Annotated in this window: 12 protein-coding genes; 6 read left to right on the top strand and 6 right to left on the bottom strand. The window is 74.7% G+C overall.

Annotation, left to right across the window (positions count from 1 at the left end):
• Positions 1-176 precede the first annotated feature (176 nt).
• Together ACZ6ZI_RS19665 and ACZ6ZI_RS19660 are read left to right on the top strand one after the other, a co-directional pair.
• The gene (locus ACZ6ZI_RS19665) at positions 177-1568 is read left to right on the top strand and encodes a purine-cytosine permease family protein (RefSeq protein WP_469522300.1); all 1392 of its coding nucleotides are present in this window, start codon (positions 177-179) and stop codon (positions 1566-1568) included.
• A 104-nt stretch (positions 1569-1672) separates the two neighbouring features.
• The gene (locus ACZ6ZI_RS19660) at positions 1673-3325 is read left to right on the top strand and encodes an amidohydrolase (RefSeq protein WP_469522297.1); all 1653 of its coding nucleotides are present in this window, start codon (positions 1673-1675) and stop codon (positions 3323-3325) included.
• Between the two features lie 36 nt (positions 3326-3361).
• Here the strand turns inward: ACZ6ZI_RS19660 and ACZ6ZI_RS19655 are convergent, their stop codons facing one another.
• Both ACZ6ZI_RS19655 and ACZ6ZI_RS19650 read right to left on the bottom strand, forming a co-directional pair.
• Positions 3362-4024 carry an acetate uptake transporter gene (locus tag ACZ6ZI_RS19655; protein ID WP_469522294.1) on the bottom strand — a complete coding sequence of 221 codons (663 nt, stop codon included), beginning with the start codon at positions 4022-4024 and terminating at the stop codon, positions 3362-3364.
• The gene (locus ACZ6ZI_RS19650) at positions 4021-5148 is read right to left on the bottom strand and encodes a DUF3533 domain-containing protein (protein ID WP_469522292.1); all 1128 of its coding nucleotides are present in this window, start codon (positions 5146-5148) and stop codon (positions 4021-4023) included. The genes ACZ6ZI_RS19655 and ACZ6ZI_RS19650 overlap by 4 nt, the downstream gene beginning before the upstream one ends.
• A gap of 143 nt (positions 5149-5291) precedes the next feature.
• On the opposite strand from ACZ6ZI_RS19650, the gene ACZ6ZI_RS19645 reads away from it, so the two are divergent.
• Entirely contained in the window at positions 5292-8987 is a 3696-nt protein-coding gene (locus ACZ6ZI_RS19645; protein ID WP_469522288.1) for a DNA polymerase III subunit alpha, read from the top strand.
• Complete coding sequence (locus tag ACZ6ZI_RS19640; RefSeq protein WP_469522285.1) at positions 8984-9994, top strand: DNA polymerase Y family protein; 1011 nt, start codon at positions 8984-8986, stop codon at positions 9992-9994. Before ACZ6ZI_RS19645 ends, ACZ6ZI_RS19640 begins: the two co-directional genes overlap by 4 nt.
• A 37-nt stretch (positions 9995-10031) precedes the next feature.
• Here ACZ6ZI_RS19640 and ACZ6ZI_RS19635 read toward each other — a convergent pair whose 3' ends face one another.
• Positions 10032-11144 (bottom strand): acyl-CoA dehydrogenase, encoded by a 1113-nt coding sequence (locus tag ACZ6ZI_RS19635; protein WP_469522283.1) that lies wholly within the window; start codon positions 11142-11144, stop codon positions 10032-10034.
• 231 nt (positions 11145-11375) lie between these two features.
• Here ACZ6ZI_RS19635 and ACZ6ZI_RS19630 point away from each other — a divergent pair, with 231 nt between their 5' ends.
• Positions 11376-12236 carry an esterase/lipase family protein gene (locus ACZ6ZI_RS19630; RefSeq protein WP_363056629.1) on the top strand — a complete coding sequence of 287 codons (861 nt, stop codon included), beginning with the start codon at positions 11376-11378 and terminating at the stop codon, positions 12234-12236.
• An 81-nt stretch (positions 12237-12317) separates the two neighbouring features.
• Here ACZ6ZI_RS19630 and ACZ6ZI_RS19625 read toward each other — a convergent pair whose 3' ends face one another.
• The gene (locus ACZ6ZI_RS19625) at positions 12318-13406 is read right to left on the bottom strand and encodes a lytic polysaccharide monooxygenase auxiliary activity family 9 protein (protein WP_469522279.1); all 1089 of its coding nucleotides are present in this window, start codon (positions 13404-13406) and stop codon (positions 12318-12320) included.
• Positions 13407-14264: 858 nt separating this feature from the next.
• On the opposite strand from ACZ6ZI_RS19625, the gene ACZ6ZI_RS19620 reads away from it, so the two are divergent.
• On the top strand, positions 14265-15296 hold the full coding sequence (locus ACZ6ZI_RS19620; protein ID WP_469522277.1) for a hypothetical protein: 1032 nt from the start codon (positions 14265-14267) through the stop codon (positions 15294-15296).
• Positions 15297-15331: 35 nt separating this feature from the next.
• Here the strand turns inward: ACZ6ZI_RS19620 and ACZ6ZI_RS19615 are convergent, their stop codons facing one another.
• Complete coding sequence (locus tag ACZ6ZI_RS19615) at positions 15332-15814, bottom strand: ribonuclease FAU-1 family protein (protein WP_469522274.1); 483 nt, start codon at positions 15812-15814, stop codon at positions 15332-15334.
• Positions 15811-16755, bottom strand: coding sequence for a GNAT family N-acetyltransferase (locus tag ACZ6ZI_RS19610; RefSeq protein ID WP_469522272.1), 945 nt, complete (start codon positions 16753-16755; stop codon positions 15811-15813). Before ACZ6ZI_RS19610 ends, ACZ6ZI_RS19615 begins: the two co-directional genes overlap by 4 nt.
• Positions 16756-16813: the final 58 nt, after the last annotated feature.

Genomic DNA, 16813 nt, shown 5'->3' with positions numbered 1-16813 from the left:
CCCGCCCTCCGGATCTCCGTGGCCCGACCTTATCCCGGACAGGGTCTTGACGGGCTCGCCGTCGAACCCTCATCTTGAATGCCATTCAAGAACTTAGAACGGTGTTCAAGATCGCTCGCGGTGCACCCGCGGCCCGATCGCAGTTCGCCCACCGCGCACACAGTCAGGGGTCCGTCATGGGGCAGCAGGAGACAGCCGACGTCGACGAGGTGTTCCGGGTCGAGACACACGGCATCGACCCCATCCCCGACTCCGAACGCCACGGCAGCGCCAAGGACCTCTTCTGGCTCTGGTTCGGCTCCAACCTCACCTTCACCTACGTGATCAACGGCGCCCTCGCCGTCGCCTTCGGGCTCTCCTTCTGGCAGGCCACCGCCGTCGTCGTGATCGGCGGACTGTCCTTCTTCGCCATCAGCGCCGCCGGCCTCGCCGGCATCCGGACCGGCACCGCCACCCTGGTCGTCTCCCGGGCCGCCTTCGGCGTGCGCGGCAACTTCCCGGCCGGTGTCCTCAACTGGGTGGTGAGCATCGGCTACACCATCGTCAACACCGTGGTCGGCACGCTCGCGCTGGAGGTCTTCCTCGCCGGGATCGGCGGGCCGGGCGGCACGACGGGCCGGGCCCTCGCCCTCGGGTTCACCCTCGCGCTGACCTTCGCCGTCGCCATGTGGGGCCACGCCACCGTGCAGTTCGCCGAACGCTGGATGGCCTACGTCCTCGCCGCCGGCTTCGGCGCCCTGCTCCTGTTCGTCCTGCCCGGCGCCGACACCGCCGCCCCGGCGACCCCCGCCGGGCTCTCCGGCTGGAGCCTGGCCTTCGTGGTCATGTTCGCCGGGCCGTTCTCGTACGTGCCCATGCCCGCCGACTACACCCGCTACCTGCCCCGCACCACCACCCTGAGGTCCATCACCTGGACCGGCGCCCTCGGCGGCTTCCTCTCCTCCGTCGCGCTCGGCGTCGCCGGCGTCGCCGCCGCCACCCAGACCGACATGACCGACGCCGTCGCCGGCGCCGAGAGCCTGCTGCCCGGCTGGTTCCAGCCGCTGTTCCTCGCCCTCGTCCTCGGCGGCTCCGTCACCAACTCGATCATCACGCTCTACTCCTCCAGCCTGAACCTCCAGGTCCTCGGCATCCCGTGGAGCCGCGCCCGGGCCATCGTCATCAGCGCCGCCGTCACCGCGGTCGGCTCCCTCGCCGCCCTGTTCCTGACGGACTTCACCACCTCCCTGCTCTCCTTCCTCTCCCTCCTGATCATCGTGTTCGCGCCCTGGGGCGGCGTCTTCCTCGCCGACATGCTGCTGCGGCGCTGCCACTACGACGCCGACGCCCTGCACGCGGGCGCCGCCGGCGCCTACTGGTACCGCTCCGGCTACCACCCGGCCGGCCTGGCCGCCCTGCTCGCCGGCATGACCTTCGCCGCCCTGACCTGCGACTCCGAACTGTGGACCGGGCCGCTCGTCGCCCCGCTCGGCGGCGCCGACCTCACCCTGCTCGGCGCGCTCGTCTCCGGCCTCGTCTACTGGGCCCTCGCCCGCCGCCGCGTACCCGCCTACGCCCCGGCCGCCTGAGGCCCGCCCGGCGCCGCACCCCCCCGCGCCGCACCCCCGCGCCGCCCGCCCCTCCGCACCGCACCGCCCCCCGCACACCGCACGGCACCCCTGGAGCACCACCCATGCCTCACCACCCCCTCCCCGCCGACCTGCTGCTCACCGGCGCCCGCGTCCACACCGTGGACCCCGACCTGCCCGAGGCCCAGGCCCTCGCCGTCCGCGACGGGCTGATCGTCTGGGTGGGCCCCGACGCCGAGGCCGACGCCTGGGCCGGCCCGGACACCGAACGCCTCGACGCGGGCGGCCGACTCGTCCTGCCCGGCTTCGTCGACGCCCACAACCACGTCCGCCTCGGCTCCGACGCCGACTGCGTGCAGCTGGCCGGGGTGCACACCCTGGAGGGCATTCACGAGCGGATATGGGCCTGGCACGTGGAGCACCCCGACGCCGAGTGGATCGAGGCCGAGGCCTTCGACTACTCCGCCCTGCCCGGCGGGCGGATGCCGTGCGCGGCCGACCTGGACCCCGTCACCGGGGACACGCCGGCGATCGTCCTCTCGTACGACGTCCACACGGCCTGGCTGAACACCGCCGCCATGCGCCGCCTCGGCGTCACCCGCGACCGCACCGACCTCCCCTTCGGCACCGCCGCCACGGACCCGGAGACCGGAGAGCCGACCGGCTTCGTCAAGGACTTCGCCGTCAAGGGCCTCTCCCGCGCCGGCCACCGGGCCCTGCGCGAGCTGGGCGTGCCCTGGGCCTCGCCCGACCGGCAGTACGGGCGCCTCGCCAAGAGCCTCGACGACGCCATCGGCTTCGGCATCACCACCGTCGTGGAACCGCAGAACTCCCTCGACGACCTGGAGCTGTACGAACGGGCCCGCGCCGAGGGCAGGCTGCGCTCCCGCGTCGTCGCCGCGCTCTTCCACCCGCGCGGCACGGACGACGCCGACCTGGACGAGTTCGCCGACGCGGCACGCCGCTTCGCCGACGACCGGCTGCGCGTGGGCCCGCTCAAGCTGTACATCGACGACGTGGTGGAACCCCGTACCGCCGCCCTGCTGGAGCCGTACACGGGCTGCGGACGCCACCGGGGCGAGACCTTCTACCCGGCGGAGGAGTTCGCGGACCTGTTGGCGAAGCTGGACGCGCGCGGTTTCCAGTGCTTCGTCCACGCCACCGGGGACCGGGGCATCCGTACCGTCCTGGACGCGGTGGCGCACGCCCGCGCGCTGAACGGCCCGCGCGACGCCCGCCACCAGGTCGTCCACGTGGAGTGCCTCGACCCCGAGGACGTGCCGCGCTTCGCGGAGCTGGGCGTGGTCGCCTGCATGCAGCCCCGCCACTGCGCGCCGGAGATCGCGGGTCCCGGCAAGGACTGGGCCGAGAACGTGGGGGAGGGGCGCTGGCACAAGGCGTGGCCGATGCGCAGCCTGCACGAGGCGGGGGCGACGCTCGCCTTCTCCAGCGACTGGAACGTCGCCGAGATGGACCCGATGATCGGCATCTACACGGCGGTCACCCGCCGCTCCCTGGACGGCGGCCCGGCGTGGCAGCCGCAGGAGACGGTCGACGTGGAGACGGCGGTGTACGGCTACACGATGGGCTCCGCCCGCGCCAACTTCCTCGACCGGGAGCGGGGTTCCCTCACGGTCGGCAAGGCGGCCGACTTCGTGGTCCTGTCCCGGGACATCCTGCGCGTCCCGCCGCCGGAGATCCTCGGCACCGTCGCCGAGACGGTGGTCGTGGCGGGAGAGGTGGTCCACACCGCGTAGGGCGCGCGCCGGCGCGGCCGGGTGCGGGCCGGGGCGTCAGGCCTCCGGGTGTTCCTCGGGGGCGAGGAAGCGGCCCATCGGCAGCACCTGGCGCCCCCAGGTGCTCGCCATGATCTGACCGGCGAGCAGGTACGTGGCCCCCAGCGCGGCGAGCAGGCCGGACCAGCCCGTGATCCGCAGCCACGTCTGGGATCCGGTGAACCCGCTGACCGTCATCCCGACGAAGACGACCAGCACGCACGTGAAGGTCGACAGCAGCACCAGGTGGATGCGCCAGCTGCCGAGCCACAGGACGAACACCACGAACACCCAGGGCAGGGTGAACACCGCGCTCACCTCTCCGCGCAGGTCCGCGTCCAGGCCCGGCAGCACCCACTGGAGGAGGCAGGCCTTCGCCATCCAGAAGAGTCCGAAGCCGCCGAAGACGGTGGCGTGCCAGGTGTCGCCGCGTTGGGCCTGGAACAGCCCGGCGAGGAGTTGGGCGAGACCGCCGACGAAGAATCCGACCAGGGGCAGCACCGGGTGCCCGAGCCTTTCGGGGAGGATCCCCGCGTCGACTCCGGTCGCGATGACGGTGACCACGATGAAGCCGGTCAGGCCGAGGGCGCCCAGCTGGGCCTGGGCGCTCGGCTCCATCCGCTTGACGGAGACGGCCTGTTCGGCGGGCCCCTGTCGGTTGCGCAGGGCGGGGGTGTTCACCGGGTCCCGCCGCCCTCGCCGCCCTCGCCGGCGAAGCGGGGGACGGACGGGGCGTCGTCGGGGAGGCCGCTGCCCACGGCGGCCCCCGGCCGGCCGCGCCGGAACACGGCGCAGGCGAGGGTGACGGCGGCGCCCACCACCGCCCAGGCGGCCAGCACCAGCATCGGGCCGCCCGCGCCGTTGCCCCGGAAGTAGGCGATGGAACGCGCGGCGTACGTTCCGGCCCCCGGCGGGAGCGCGGGCCCGATGGCGCTCCAGAACGGCGGCAGCAGCGGGTAGGCGTAGGCGCCGCCCGCGCTCGGGTTGCCGAACACCACGATCAGCAGGATCGCCAGGCCGATGCCGACCACGCCCGCGAGCCCCTGGAGGGCCAGGGTGACGGCGCCGACGGCGAAGACGACCAGGGTGCCGAGCCCCCACAGGGCCGGCAGGGAGCCGGGCAGCGCGCCGAGGACCGGACCGGCGATGACCGCGCCGAGCAGTCCGGCGACGAGGGCGTACAGCAGCAGCGCGCCGAGCCGGACGACGGCGCGGGCGGAGTTCGCGGGCCGGGCGCCGGCGCTGATCGCGAGGATCGCGGCGCACAGGTAGCCGCCCACGCACCAGCCGACGACCAGGTAGAAGGAGCTGAGTCCGCGGCTGTCGCCCCGGTCGGCGGGGGCCACGTCGACGACCCGCACCGCGCGCCCCCGCGCCACCTCGGCCCGGCCGACGACCTCCTCCAGGGCCTGGGAGAGGGAGGCCCCGCCGCCGCTCGCGACGAGGAGCCTGTCGGTCTTCCCGGCCGGGTCGACGATCAGGGCCCCGTCCACCTCCCGCTCGCGGATCCGGTGCGTGGCCTCGGCCTCGTCGGCGACGGTGCTGGGGTCCAGGGGCTTGCCGGGCAGCTCCGCGAGCTGCCGCGCCGTCTGCTCGGCCACCCCGGCGACGGGGGCCGCCACCGCGAGGGGGACCTCGTGCGGCTTCGGATGGTGGAAGGCGCCGATGTAGGAGGTGACGAAGGCCAGCTGGAGGGCCAGTACGCCCAGGACCAGCAGGGCGGCCCGGAGGGTCACGGCGTCCTTGACCTCGGCGAGGAAGCCTCCGCTCGGGCCGGCGTCGGGGTTCCGGTGGGGCTGGGTCATGCCCCCCACGCTCCGGGCGGAGGGGGGCGGGCGCAGCAGGGGAGCGCCGAATGGATGATCGAACAAGTGTTTCGCACGGATATTCGAATTGCTCTATGGTGGAGACGGGGGAGGTGATGATCGAGCGAAGCAGGAGGCCGCGGGTGCCTGGTTTTACGCATCTGCACACCGTTTCGGGGTTCTCCGTGCGGTACGGGGCCTCGCACCCGGAGCGGCTGGCGCAACGCGCCGCCGAAAGGGACATGGACGCGCTCGCCCTGACCGACCGCGACACCCTCGCGGGAGCGGTGCGCTTCGCGAAGGCAGCCGCCGGGGCCGGGATCCGACCCCTGTTCGGCGTGGACCTGGCCGTGGCCCCCGTCGGGCCGGGGGAGCCGTCCCCGGCGCCGCGCGGGGCGGCCGGGGAGGTCTCGTACCGGCGCCGGGTCCCCGTCAAGGGCGGGGCCTTCGTCGACGAGTCCGCCCCCCGGGCCCTGTTCCTGGCCCGGGACGGCGCCACCGGCTGGGCGCGGCTGTGCCGGCTGGTCACCGCCGCCCACGCCCGGTCCGACCGGGGGGCCGGACCGGGCGCGGGTTCCGCCGCGACCGCCCCCGCCGCCGGGGACCCGCGCCCGGCCCCGACACCCGCCGCCACTGCCCTCGACCCCGCCGTTTTCGACCCCGCCGCCCCCGCGCTCGGCCTCGCCTCCCGGCGCCCGCCGCTGCTGCCCCGCGAGGCCCTGGGCGGCGACGGCGTGTTCGTCCTGCTCGGACCCGCCTCCGAGGTCGGCCGCGCCCTCGCCGCCGGCCGCCCCGACCGGGCCGCCCGGCTCCTCGCGCCCTGGCGGGAGGCCTACGGCGACGCCCTGCGCCTCGAAGCCGTCCACCACGGTCGCCCCGGCACCGGACCCGGCTCCCTGCGGCTGGCCGCCCGTACCGTCGGCTTCGCCGCCGACCAGGGCGTCCCGGCCGTCCTCACCAACGCCGTCCGCTACGCCGACCCCGGCCAGGGCCCCGTCGCCGACGTCCTCGACGCGGCCCGGCGCCTGGTCCCCGTGGACCCCAGGGGCCCCCTCGACGGCGGCGAACGCTGGCTCAAGGACCCCACCGCCATGGCGCGGGCCGCCGACCGGATCACCGAGGCCGCCGGCCTGCGCCCCGCCGACGCCCGCCGGCTGCTCGCCCGTACCCGCGAGACCGCCGAGGCCTGCCGCGTCGACCCCGAGGACGACCTCGGCATCGGCTCCGTGCACTTCCCCGAGGCCCGCCTCGTCGGCGCCGGACGGCGCACCGCCCAGCGGGTCCTCGCCTCCCGCGCCGCGGCCGGCATGGTGCTGCGCGGCCACGCCCACGACCGCGCCTACTGGGACCGGCTGCACGAGGAACTCGACGTCATCGCCTTCCACGGCTACGCCTCCTACTTCCTGACGGTCGCCCGGGTCGTCGACGACGTGCGCGAGATGGGCATCCGGGTGGCCGCCCGGGGCTCCGGCGCGGGCTCCCTCGTCAACCACCTCCTCGGCATCGCCCACGCCGACCCGGTCGCCAACGGCCTGCTGATGGAACGCTTCCTGTCCCGTCGCCGCCGCGTCCTGCCCGACATCGACATCGACGTGGAATCCGCCCGCCGCCTGGAGGTCTACCGCCGCGTCCTCGACCGCTTCGGCGCCGAACGCGTCGCCACCGTCTCCATGCCCGAGACCTACCGCGTCCGCCACGCCGTCCGCGACGTCGGCGCCGCCCTGTCCATGGACCCCGCCGTCGTCGACCGCCTCGCCAAGTCCTTCCCGCACATCCGCGCCCGCGACGTCCGCGCCGCCCTGGCCGAACTGCCCGAACTGCGCGGGCTCCGCGAGGAACAGGCAGGGGAGCGCGGGGAGGCGTACGCACGGATGTGGGACCTCGTCGAGGCCCTGGACGCCCTGCCGCGCGGGGTCGCCATGCACCCGTGCGGGGTGCTGCTCTCCGACGCCTCGCTGCTCGCCCGCACCCCGGTGGTGCCCACCAGCGGCGAGGGGCTGCCCATGTCCCAGTTCGACAAGGACGACGTGGAGGACCTCGGGCTGCTCAAACTCGACGTGCTGGGCGTGCGGATGCAGTCCGCGATGGCCCACGCCGTCGCCGAACTGCGCCGCGCCGACGGCCGGGAACTCGACCTCGACGACCCGGCGCAGGTCCCGCCCGGCGACGCGCCCACGTACGAGCTGATCCGCTCCGCCGAGACGCTGGGCTGCTTCCAGATCGAGTCCCCGGGCCAGCGCGACCTCATCGGCCGCCTCCTGCCGACCACCTTCCACGACCTCGTCGTCGACATCTCCCTCTTCCGCCCCGGCCCGGTCGCCGCCGACATGGTGCGCCCCTTCATCGAGGCCCGGCACGGCCGCGCCCCCGTACGCTTCCCGCACCCCGACCTGGCCGACGCGCTGCGCGAGACCCACGGGGTGGTCGTCTTCCACGAGCAGATCATCGAGATCGTGCACGTCATGACCGGCTGCGGGCGCGACGAGGCGGACCGGGTCCGGCGCGGCCTGTCCGACCCGCCGTCGCAGGGGCGGATCAAGGCCTGGTTCGCCGCCGCCGCCCGCGCGAAGGGGTACGCCCCCGAGGTCGTCGCCCGCACCTGGGAGATCGTCGAGGCCTTCGGCAGCTACGGCTTCTGCAAGGCGCACGCCGTGGCCTTCGCCGTCCCCACCTACCAGTCGGCCTGGCTCAAGACCCACCACCCGGCCGCCTTCTACGCCGGACTGCTCACCCACGACCCCGGCATGTACCCCAAGCGGCTGCTGCTGGCGGACGCCCGCCGGCGCGGCGTACCGGTGCTGCCGCTGGACGTGAACCACTCGGCGGTCGCCCACCGCATCGAACTGGTGTCCGGTCCGCCGGAGCGCTGGGGCCTGCGCCTCGGGCTCGTCGACGTCCACGGCATCGGCGAGGCCGAAGCCCTGCGCGTCGAGACCGGTCGCCCCTACGCCTCCCTGCGCGACTTCTGGGAACGCGCCCACCCCGGCCGCCCCGTCGCCGAACGCCTCGCCCAGGTCGGGGCCCTCGACGCCTTCGGCGCCAACCGCCGCGACCTGCTGCTGCACCTGAGCGAGCTGCACGGCGACCGGCGCGCCGCCGGCGGCCGGGGCGCCACCGCCGGCCGGGGCACCACCGGGCACGGCACCGCCGGTCGGGGCGCGACCCAACTCCCCCTCGACGGGGGCCGCTCCACCGCCCCCGTGGGCCTGCCCGACCTCACCGAGGCCGAACGGCTCAGCGCCGAGCTCGGGGTCCTCGGCATGGACGCCTCCCGCCACCTGATGGGCGACCACCACGCCTTCCTCGCCGAACTCGGCGTCACCCCGGCCCACCGGCTGCGCGACACCGCGCACGGCAGGACCGTCCTCGTCGCCGGCGCCAAGGCCGCCACCCAGACCCCGCCGATCCGCTCCGGCCGCCGCGTCGTCTTCACCACCCTCGACGACGGCACCGGCCTGGTCGACCTTGCCTTCTTCGACGACAGCCAGGAGGCCTGCGCGCACACCGTCTTCCACTCCTTCCTGCTGCTCGTACGGGGAGTCGTCCAGCGGCGCGGCCCGCAGAGCCTCAGCATCGTCGGAGCCGCCGCCTGGAACCTCGCCGAACTCGCCGAACTGCGCACCCGCGGCGGCCTCGAAGCCGTCACCGCCCGCCTCGCCGAACCCCCCGCGCCCCACGGACACCCCGGACGCACCCGGGACGCCTCCGGCGACACAGGCCGCCGCATCCACCTCCCGACCGGCTACGAGATGAACCCGTGGGCCGACCTCCAGCCGCCCGGCGACCGCGCCGCGACCGGCCGCAAGCTCTGGCACTCCAGCCCCGGGAGCGCCGGATGACCGCGATCCTGCACGTCCGCTGCGCCGCCGCCCTGACCGAAGAGGGCTACCGCGAGGTCCTCGCACTGCTCCGCGAGTTCTCCCCCCTGGTCCAGGCCCTGCCACCGCGCGCCGCCCTGATCCAGGTCCGCGGCGCCCAGCGGTACTTCGACGCGGACCCGGCCCGCATCGCCGAACTCGTACGACTGCGCACCGTCGCCCGGCTCGGCACCGACGTCCGCATCGGCGTCGCAGGCACCCGGTCCGTGGCGGCCACGGCCTCCGCCCGGGTCCCCGAACCCGGCGGGATCCTCGCCGTCCCCGACGACGCCGCGCCCGCCTTCCTCGCCCCCCTGCCCGTCGAGGCCCTCCACGGCCTCGGCGACCGGCAGGCGAAGGCCCTGCGCGGCTACGGGCTCCACACCGTCGGATCCCTCACCGCGGTCCCGGCCGGGGTCGTCGAACGGATCCTCGGCACGCGCGCCGGCCGGCTCGCCCTCGAACGCGCCCGCGGCGTCGACCCCCGGCCCGTCACCCCCCGCGCCCTGCCCGCCTCCGCCACGGCCCGCACCCGCTTCGGCCGCCAGGAACTCGACGGCCCCCACGCCCGGGCCGCCCTGCTCACCCTCGTCGTACGGCTCGGCACCGAACTGCGCGGCCGGCGACAGGCCGCCCGGGACCTGACCCTGACCCTCCGCTTCGCGGACGGCACCCGCTGGGAGAAGACCCGACGCCTCCTCGAACCCTCCGCCCACGACGAGGACCTCCGCACCCTCGCCTACCGCCTCATGGACGCCGCCGGCCTCCAACGGGCCCGGCTGACCGGCATGGTCCTGCGCGCCGAGGACCTCACCGGCGCCGGCCCCGTCACCCGACAGCTCACCCTCGACGCCGTCCGCGAGTCCCGCCTCACCGTCGAGGCCGTCGTCGACCGGGCCAACGCCCGCTTCGGCCCGGGCACCGTCCGCCCCGCGGCGACGTTCCCGCGCCGAAGCCCCGTCCCCCTCCGGAGCCCCGCCCACGCCTGAAGCGGCGCCGGGCGCCGGGGGAGCGGAGCCTCGGCCCTCAGTCCTCCAGGTCTGCCAGGAGGCGGCGGGCCGTCCCGGCGCGCAGGGCGCTCGTCTGGGCCTGGATCAGGTGGAACTGGGCCTCGCGCGCGAGCCGGCCCGCCGGGTGCCCGTACTGGACGGCCCGACCGCCCGCCACCGCCACGCAGGTCGCGGCCGCCCGAACGGCCAGGTCCAGCGCCGCCGCCCGCAACCGCAGGCGCTCCCCGGCGCCCTCGCCCGGCGGGAGTCCGTCGCGCAGCCCGTAGGCCTCGGCGCGCAGCGCGGCGGCCCGGCGGGCGACCCGCAGGCCGAGCTCCTCGTACTCCGTCGACTGGAGCAGGTAGTCGGCGGTGGCCCGGAGCTGTCCGAAGACGGCCGGCTGGGCGTCCGCGTTCTCCTCGTCGTAGGCCCGGATCCAGTCGGCGCGCGGCCGGCGCCCCCACACCCGCGCGTCCGGTACGCGCACGTCGCGCAGCTCCACGGCGGCCGTGTGCGTACCGTCCATCGCCCACAACGGGGCTCCCGCGACGGCCTCCAACCCCTTGCCCGGCGCACAGTCGACGAGCGCGAACACCACCTCGTCCTCGACGGTGACGGCCCCCACGAACAGGCTGTCCGCCAGACCCCATCCCGTCACCCACGGCACCCGCCCCGAGAGCCGCCACCCGCCGGGCACCCGCTCCGCCGTCACCGGCGGTCGCGGATGCCGAAGGAAGGCGAAGCCGGCCGTGGGCCGCAACTCCCCGCGTTCCAGGGCCGGCAGCCAGGTCCCGCGCAGCCGCTCCCCCTCCGGGCCGGTCGCCAGCAGCAGCCCCTTGGCGAGCGGCACGTGCTGGGTCCACACGAACCAGGTCGACGGGTCCACCGCCGCGAGCACCTCGTGCACCTCGCGCGACACCTGACGCGGCGTGAGCCCGCTGTCCGCAGCGGGCTCGTGGCCGGTGAGGCCGTACGCGCCGCACGCCGCCAACGCGTCCAGGTGGGAGGCGGGCACCCCCGCCCGCGCGGTGTGCTCCGCGACCGGCCGCAGGACCTCCACCGCCGTCCGGGTGACGGCGGCGACCAGCGGATCGGCCGCGAGGGCGGACGGGGTGGCCAGGGCGGTACCGGCCCCGGGGTTGCTCTGCACAGCCGTTCACCTCACATCGGGTCGGGCGTCGGGTCGAGTGTCGGCTCGGGCGGGCGTCGACATCGGGCGGAGCACCGCTCGGAGCGGACTCGACACACGATTTTTTACCGCCGCGTAACTTCCCAACTCTTGCTACTCGCCCGTAATTTAGCCGCAGCGGCACCCCTTGTGATCCGGATCACGGGATGAAACCCCCACGTCTTTCCCCTTGACCCGCAAGGAGATCACACGATGCTGCCCTGGAGACGCCTGCTCCGCCCGCTGGTCGTCCTCACCCTCGCCGCGGCGGCCGTCATGGCCCCCACCGGCGCCGCCCAGGCCGCCTCGGCGCCCAGCCGGGGCTGGAACGACTGGTCCTGCAAGCCGTCCGCCGCGCACCCGAGGCCCGTCGTCCTCGTCCACGGAACCTTCGGCAACTCCGTCGACAACTGGCTGGGCTTCGCCCCCTACCTCGTCAACCGCGGCTTCTGCGTCTACTCCCTCGACTACGGGCAACTGCCCGGGGTCCCCTTCTTCCACGGCCTCGGCCCCATCGACAAGTCCGCCGGCCAGCTCGCCGCCTTCGTCGACAAGGTGCGGACGGCCACCGGCACCCCGAAGGTCGACATCGTCGGCCACTCCCAGGGCGGCATGATGCCGCGCTACTACCTCAAGTTCCTCGGCGGCGCCGACAAGGTCAACGCCCTCGTCGGCCTCGCCCCCGACAACCACGGCACCACCCTGCTCGGCCTCACCAAGCTGCTCCCCTACTTCCCCGGAGCCGAGGACCTGATCAGCACCGCCACCCCCGGCCTCGCCGACCAGATCGCCGGATCCCCCTTCCAGACCAAGCTGAACGAGGGCGGCGACACCGTCCCCGGCGTGAAGTACACGGTGATCGCCACCCGCTACGACGAGGTGGTCACCCCGTACCGCAGTCAGTTCCTCGACGGACCGAACGTGCGCAACGTCCTGCTCCAGGACCTGTGCGTGCTGGACCTCTCCGAACACGTCACCATCGGCCTGACCGACCGGATCGCCTGGCACGAGGCCCTCAACGCCCTCGACCCCGCACGCGCGGAACGGACCACCTGCGCGTCGGTCTTCGACTGACGCGCGGGCGGTCCGTCCGTCCGGGACACCGGAGGGGGGAGACCGGTCGGGGGCACGACCGGCCCGGTGTCCGGTCTCGTGTCAGCGGCCGTGTCGGCCCGCCGCCGCCCGGCGGCGGGCCATCGCGAACAGCACGGCCGCACCGGCGGCCAGGGCCCCGGCCCCGGCGATCGCGATCATCGGGGTGGCACCGCTTCCGCCGGTCTCCGCCAGGTTGTCGCCCTTGGCCCCCGCCGGGGACGGGGCGGAGCCGGCGGTACCGGCGGAGCCCGGAGCGGCCGGGGCGGCGATCGGGGTCCCGGCCGCCGAGCCGTTCGTCTTCGGGTCGTCGTCCCCGTGGCCGTTGTGCTCCACCGAGGACTTGCCGGCGCCGTCGGCGATCTGCTCATCCGTCGGCGCCTTGGCGGTGGGCCCGCCGCTCGGCGCGGTGCTCGGCGCGCCGCTCGGCCGCCCGGGGGCGGTGCTCGGCGCGGCACTCGGCTTGGAGCCGGTCCCGGTCCCGGTTCCGGTTCCCGCTCCGGTTCCCCCACTGTCCTTCCCGAAGACCACGTCCGAGCAGGTGTAGAAGGCCTCCGGGCTGTCCGAGCGCTGCCAGACGCTGTAGATCAGGTGACGGCCGCTCTTCTTCGGCACGGTCCCGCCGAAGACGTAGTCACCGGCCTGCATCCCCGGGTCGGTGACCTTCACGAACGGCGCCGGCTCCAGGTCCGACCACTTCAGCGGCTTCGACGGGTCGTAGCCGTCCTTCGTCACGTACAGCTCGAAGGAACCCTTGTGCGGGGCGGTCCCCTTGTAGCGGAAGGTGTGCGCGCCGGCCGTCATCGGGCTCGCGGGCCAGTCGGTACGGGGCAGGTCCAGCCCCTTGTACTTGCTGTTGCCCGCCGAGCACAGCTGCCCGTCCGGGATCAGGGACCTGCTCTTGCCGGCGGCGTTGGCGATGTTCACCGCGTTCCAGTCGTAGAAGGCCTGCGCCCCGCTCGCGGCGACGGCCGCCTTGCACGCCGCCGACTTCGGCGACTCCGGGCCCTCCGCGTAGCAGGCCGCCACCCGACTGACCGGGTCCGTCATCGAACCGTGGGCTGCCGCGGGCACGGCGGCGTACGCGGCCACCGCGAGCGGGGCCAGTCCGACGGCGGCGATACGGGTGGCCGTGCGGCGGCGTACGGGCATGGGTGGATCTCCTTCGAGCACGGGGCAGGGGCGTGCCAGAACCGGGCCGCGCGGCGCCGTCCCCGACGGGGTGTCCGACGCCGCCACCGGCCTCCCTGGCACCGCCAAACTAACCGCCCCGAACCGCCGTTCCCCCGCCTTCGACCCCCCTGAACGGATCCTTAGGGTCCCTTTAAGGAAGGGGTAAGCGGCACCTCAGGAACGGGCCCCTCGGCTCCCCGACCACGAGGGCCGCGCCGTTCCGGAAGCCCCCGACCGCCCGTGCAGGTCCACCCCGGTTCGCCTCGGTCGGCTCTCCGTTCGGCACCCCGGCAGGACCGTTCACATCGGAGGGTGATGCGCGAGAAGCGCTCCCGGACCAGTACCCAGCCACCGTCAGCCGAGAAGGCGGAGCGCGAGCCCTCCCTGAGCGGCGGCGCCTCCGGATAGCGGATGACGTGGCGGATTGCCCGGCATGACTGTTCTGCCCCATTCACCGAAGATGGACCAGGAAGCCTGCTGACCCAGATAGAGTCCCAGGTCAGAAACCCTGCTCCCCGCACCCGCGGGGATGGTCCCGCCGACGGCGGCCGCGAGGTCAAGCTCGGCAGCTGCTCCCCGCACCCGCGGGGATGGTCCCGCTGCGGCAGCCCTGTTCGGTGACCCGGCCAACTGCTCCCCGCACCCGCGGGGATGGTCCCGACGGGGTGAACCCCGTGAAGTGACAGCGGTCAGTCCGGATTCCCTCCGTACGGCCAGGTGGGGACGTCAGGCTCCGTAGCGCATACCTCGGGCTTGGAGGGCGCTCACCTGGATGGGGGAGGTGGATCGTTCGGGCGGCCGACGCGACCTCGGCGCGGTCGATGCGACGTTCGGACCATGACCACTGTGGAACGGACGATCAAGGTGCTCTGGAGGGCCTGGTGGCGGCGATGGCCCCGCCGGGTGGCCCGGGCGACGGTGTTGTGGGGGGTGTCGTACGCCCTCTTCGGCCTGGTGTGCGCGCTGAGCGGGACCTCCTTGCTCTACCACGGCGGTGGCTCAGGAGCTTCCGGGCTGGGTTGGGCGGTCGTGGTGGTGGGTGTGTCGGCGGCGTTGGTCAGTGGAGCGGTGGAGTACTACGGGCTGCGGCCGGCGCTACGGGTTCTGCTCTGGGTGGTCTGCGTCCTGGCCGGGATCACCGCGTTCAGCCTGCTGATGGACGTGATCACGCTGATGCTCGGTCAGGGCGTGGACAGCCGCGCCTCCGCCGCGAACAAGGCCCTGGCGGCGGGCGGGGCGGTCCTGCTCGCGGCCACGGCCCGGTCCGACCGCCTGCCCGCCGGCGCCGCCGCGCGAGCGCCGTCCGCCGCACCGCGGCTCGTCCAACTCGGCGCCTGTGCGGGGACGCTGGCGTTCGTCCCGTACGCGGCGATGAAGCTGGTCTGGGCGTCCGGCGGCACGTTCGCGGGGATCACCGGTGAGGAGATGCTCGCGGTCTCGGAGCGAAACGGCGCCTCGGGGGTCTTCCTCACCCTGGAGTCCTGGGGCCTGGACCCCACCGCGCTGCTGGCCGTGCTCGGCGTCTTCCTGCTCTGGGGCCTGGTCCGCCCGTGGGGGCAGGTCTTCCCGCGCTGGACACTGTTCCTGCGCGGCCGACGGGTGCCGCGCCTGCTCCCCCTCGCCCCGGCTCTGCTCGGCGCCGCCACGCTCGCCCCGTACGGCGTCGCGGGGGTCGGGTACCTGACCCTGGCCACCGCCGGCGCGGTGACGATGCGGCGCGGCGACTTCCACTCCTCGGGCGACGCGCTGCTGGTCGGCTGGATCGGCATGATCGCCTTCGCCGTCTACGGCATCGCCCTGACCATCGCGGCCCGCTCGTACTGGCTTCGGACGCGACCCGACCGCCGGAAGGGCATCCACACGGAGTGACCGTGGGCGGCCGGTGCCCGCGGGGTGGCATCGCGTCAGGTGAGCAGGGGGTGCAGGCCGGTCGGGGTGTGGGCCTGGTCGTCCAGGGCGTCGAGGGCGCGGATGGCCTGGGCGGCGGCCTCCGGGTCGCTCGTCCTGAGGCCGCTCGCCTCGAACTCGTCCTCGTCCAGCCGCAGGATCGATCCGCCGTCCGCCGACACCCACAGGTCCAGGTCCAGGTCCTCCACCACGATCCGACCCGACCGCACCAGCACCGGCCGCGTGATGTCGCAGTACCAGCCCTTCAGGACGCCCGCGCCGCTCCACACCTCCTTGATCGCGTACCAGCGGGTGCGCCAGTAGTGCTCCACGAACACGTCGCCCGGCTCGAAGCGGACGAAGCCGAAGTCCCGTACGCCCTCGGCGGCCCAGGGCGCGCGCACGGAGATACGGTCCCCGTCGTCGGCCACCCCGACCGCCGGATAGCTGATCTTGGTGCGGCCGGCCTTGGTGAGGGTGACGGTCCAGGGTGTGGTCACTTCTTCGCTCCCAGTTTCTTCACGTGGCGCGTCTCGGTCGCGCAGATCTCGTATCCGAACCATTCGTTGACCGCGAGCATCGGCGCGTTGCCCGTGTCGTTGCCGGTGAAGGCGAGCCCGTAGCCGGCCGCGCGGGCCCGGCGCAGGGAGTCGGTCTTGGCCAGCTTGGCCAGCCCGCGCCCCCGGAAGGCCCGCAGCGTGCCGGTCATGGCGGAGGAGTAGCGGCCCGCCCCGTCCGTGCGCGCGGCGGAGAAGGCCGCCACGACCCCGTCGACCAGGGCCACCGTGGTCAGCTCGTGGTCCAGCGTCGGATCCCGCCAGACCTCCTCCAACCACTCCTCGTAGTCGTCCAGTTCCACCGGCAGGTCGCCCGGCTCGTCCCGCGACACCGCCGCGTCGGCCTCGTACAGCGGCCGGGGATCGGCGGCGAAGGCGGAACCCGGGCGCAGTTCGACCCCGGCGGGCAGGGGCGCCGGCAGTTCGGGCAGGGCGGTGGCCGCCAGGTCCAGGCGCAGGAAGTGCGCCGAGCGGCCGGTCCGGTAGCCGCGCCGCTCGGCGAAGGCCCGGCTCTCCGGCTCGTCCAGCACCCAGGCGTACGCGTCCACCGCGCCGGCCGCCGCGAGGTGCTCCTCGGCCGCGCGCAGCAGCGCGCCCCCGGCGCCGAGGCCCCGGTGCGCGGGGTCGACGTGCACGTTGAGGTACGCGTGACCCGGCTCCGGGGTGTCGAGGACGAGGCCCGCCTCGGCCGTGCCGACGACCACGCCGTCCGGCGTCTCGGCGAGCAGCAGCCGGTACCGCTCGGCGGGCGGGGCGGCGGACAGTTCGTGGGTGATCCCGGCGGGGGTGGTGACGAGGAAGGGGATCGCGGCCCGCCGTACTCGGACGACGGCCTCCAGGTCGGCCGGGGCCTCGGGGCGCGGCTCACGGATCAGAACGGTCATGAACCGGACGGTACGGGCGGGCCCGTGGCCCGCGCCTCCCAATTACGCCGGCCCCCGC

This window comes from Streptomyces sp. NPDC103540 (assembly GCF_055584445.1).
This window is presented reverse-complemented; position numbering and strand designations above follow the sequence as displayed.

Coding starts and splice junctions, on each gene's coding strand:
- ACZ6ZI_RS19665 (WP_469522300.1), top strand. CDS start 177: ATGGGGCAGCAGGAGACAGCCGACGTCGACGAGGTGTTCCGGGTCGAG.
- ACZ6ZI_RS19660 (WP_469522297.1), top strand. CDS start 1,673: ATGCCTCACCACCCCCTCCCCGCCGACCTGCTGCTCACCGGCGCCCGC.
- ACZ6ZI_RS19650 (WP_469522292.1), bottom strand. CDS start 5,148: ATGACCCAGCCCCACCGGAACCCCGACGCCGGCCCGAGCGGAGGCTTC.
- ACZ6ZI_RS19640 (WP_469522285.1), top strand. CDS start 8,984: ATGACCGCGATCCTGCACGTCCGCTGCGCCGCCGCCCTGACCGAAGAG.
- ACZ6ZI_RS19630 (WP_363056629.1), top strand. CDS start 11,376: ATGCTGCCCTGGAGACGCCTGCTCCGCCCGCTGGTCGTCCTCACCCTC.
- ACZ6ZI_RS19625 (WP_469522279.1), bottom strand. CDS start 13,406: ATGCCCGTACGCCGCCGCACGGCCACCCGTATCGCCGCCGTCGGACTG.
- ACZ6ZI_RS19620 (WP_469522277.1), top strand. CDS start 14,265: ATGACCACTGTGGAACGGACGATCAAGGTGCTCTGGAGGGCCTGGTGG.
- ACZ6ZI_RS19610 (WP_469522272.1), bottom strand. CDS start 16,755: ATGACCGTTCTGATCCGTGAGCCGCGCCCCGAGGCCCCGGCCGACCTG.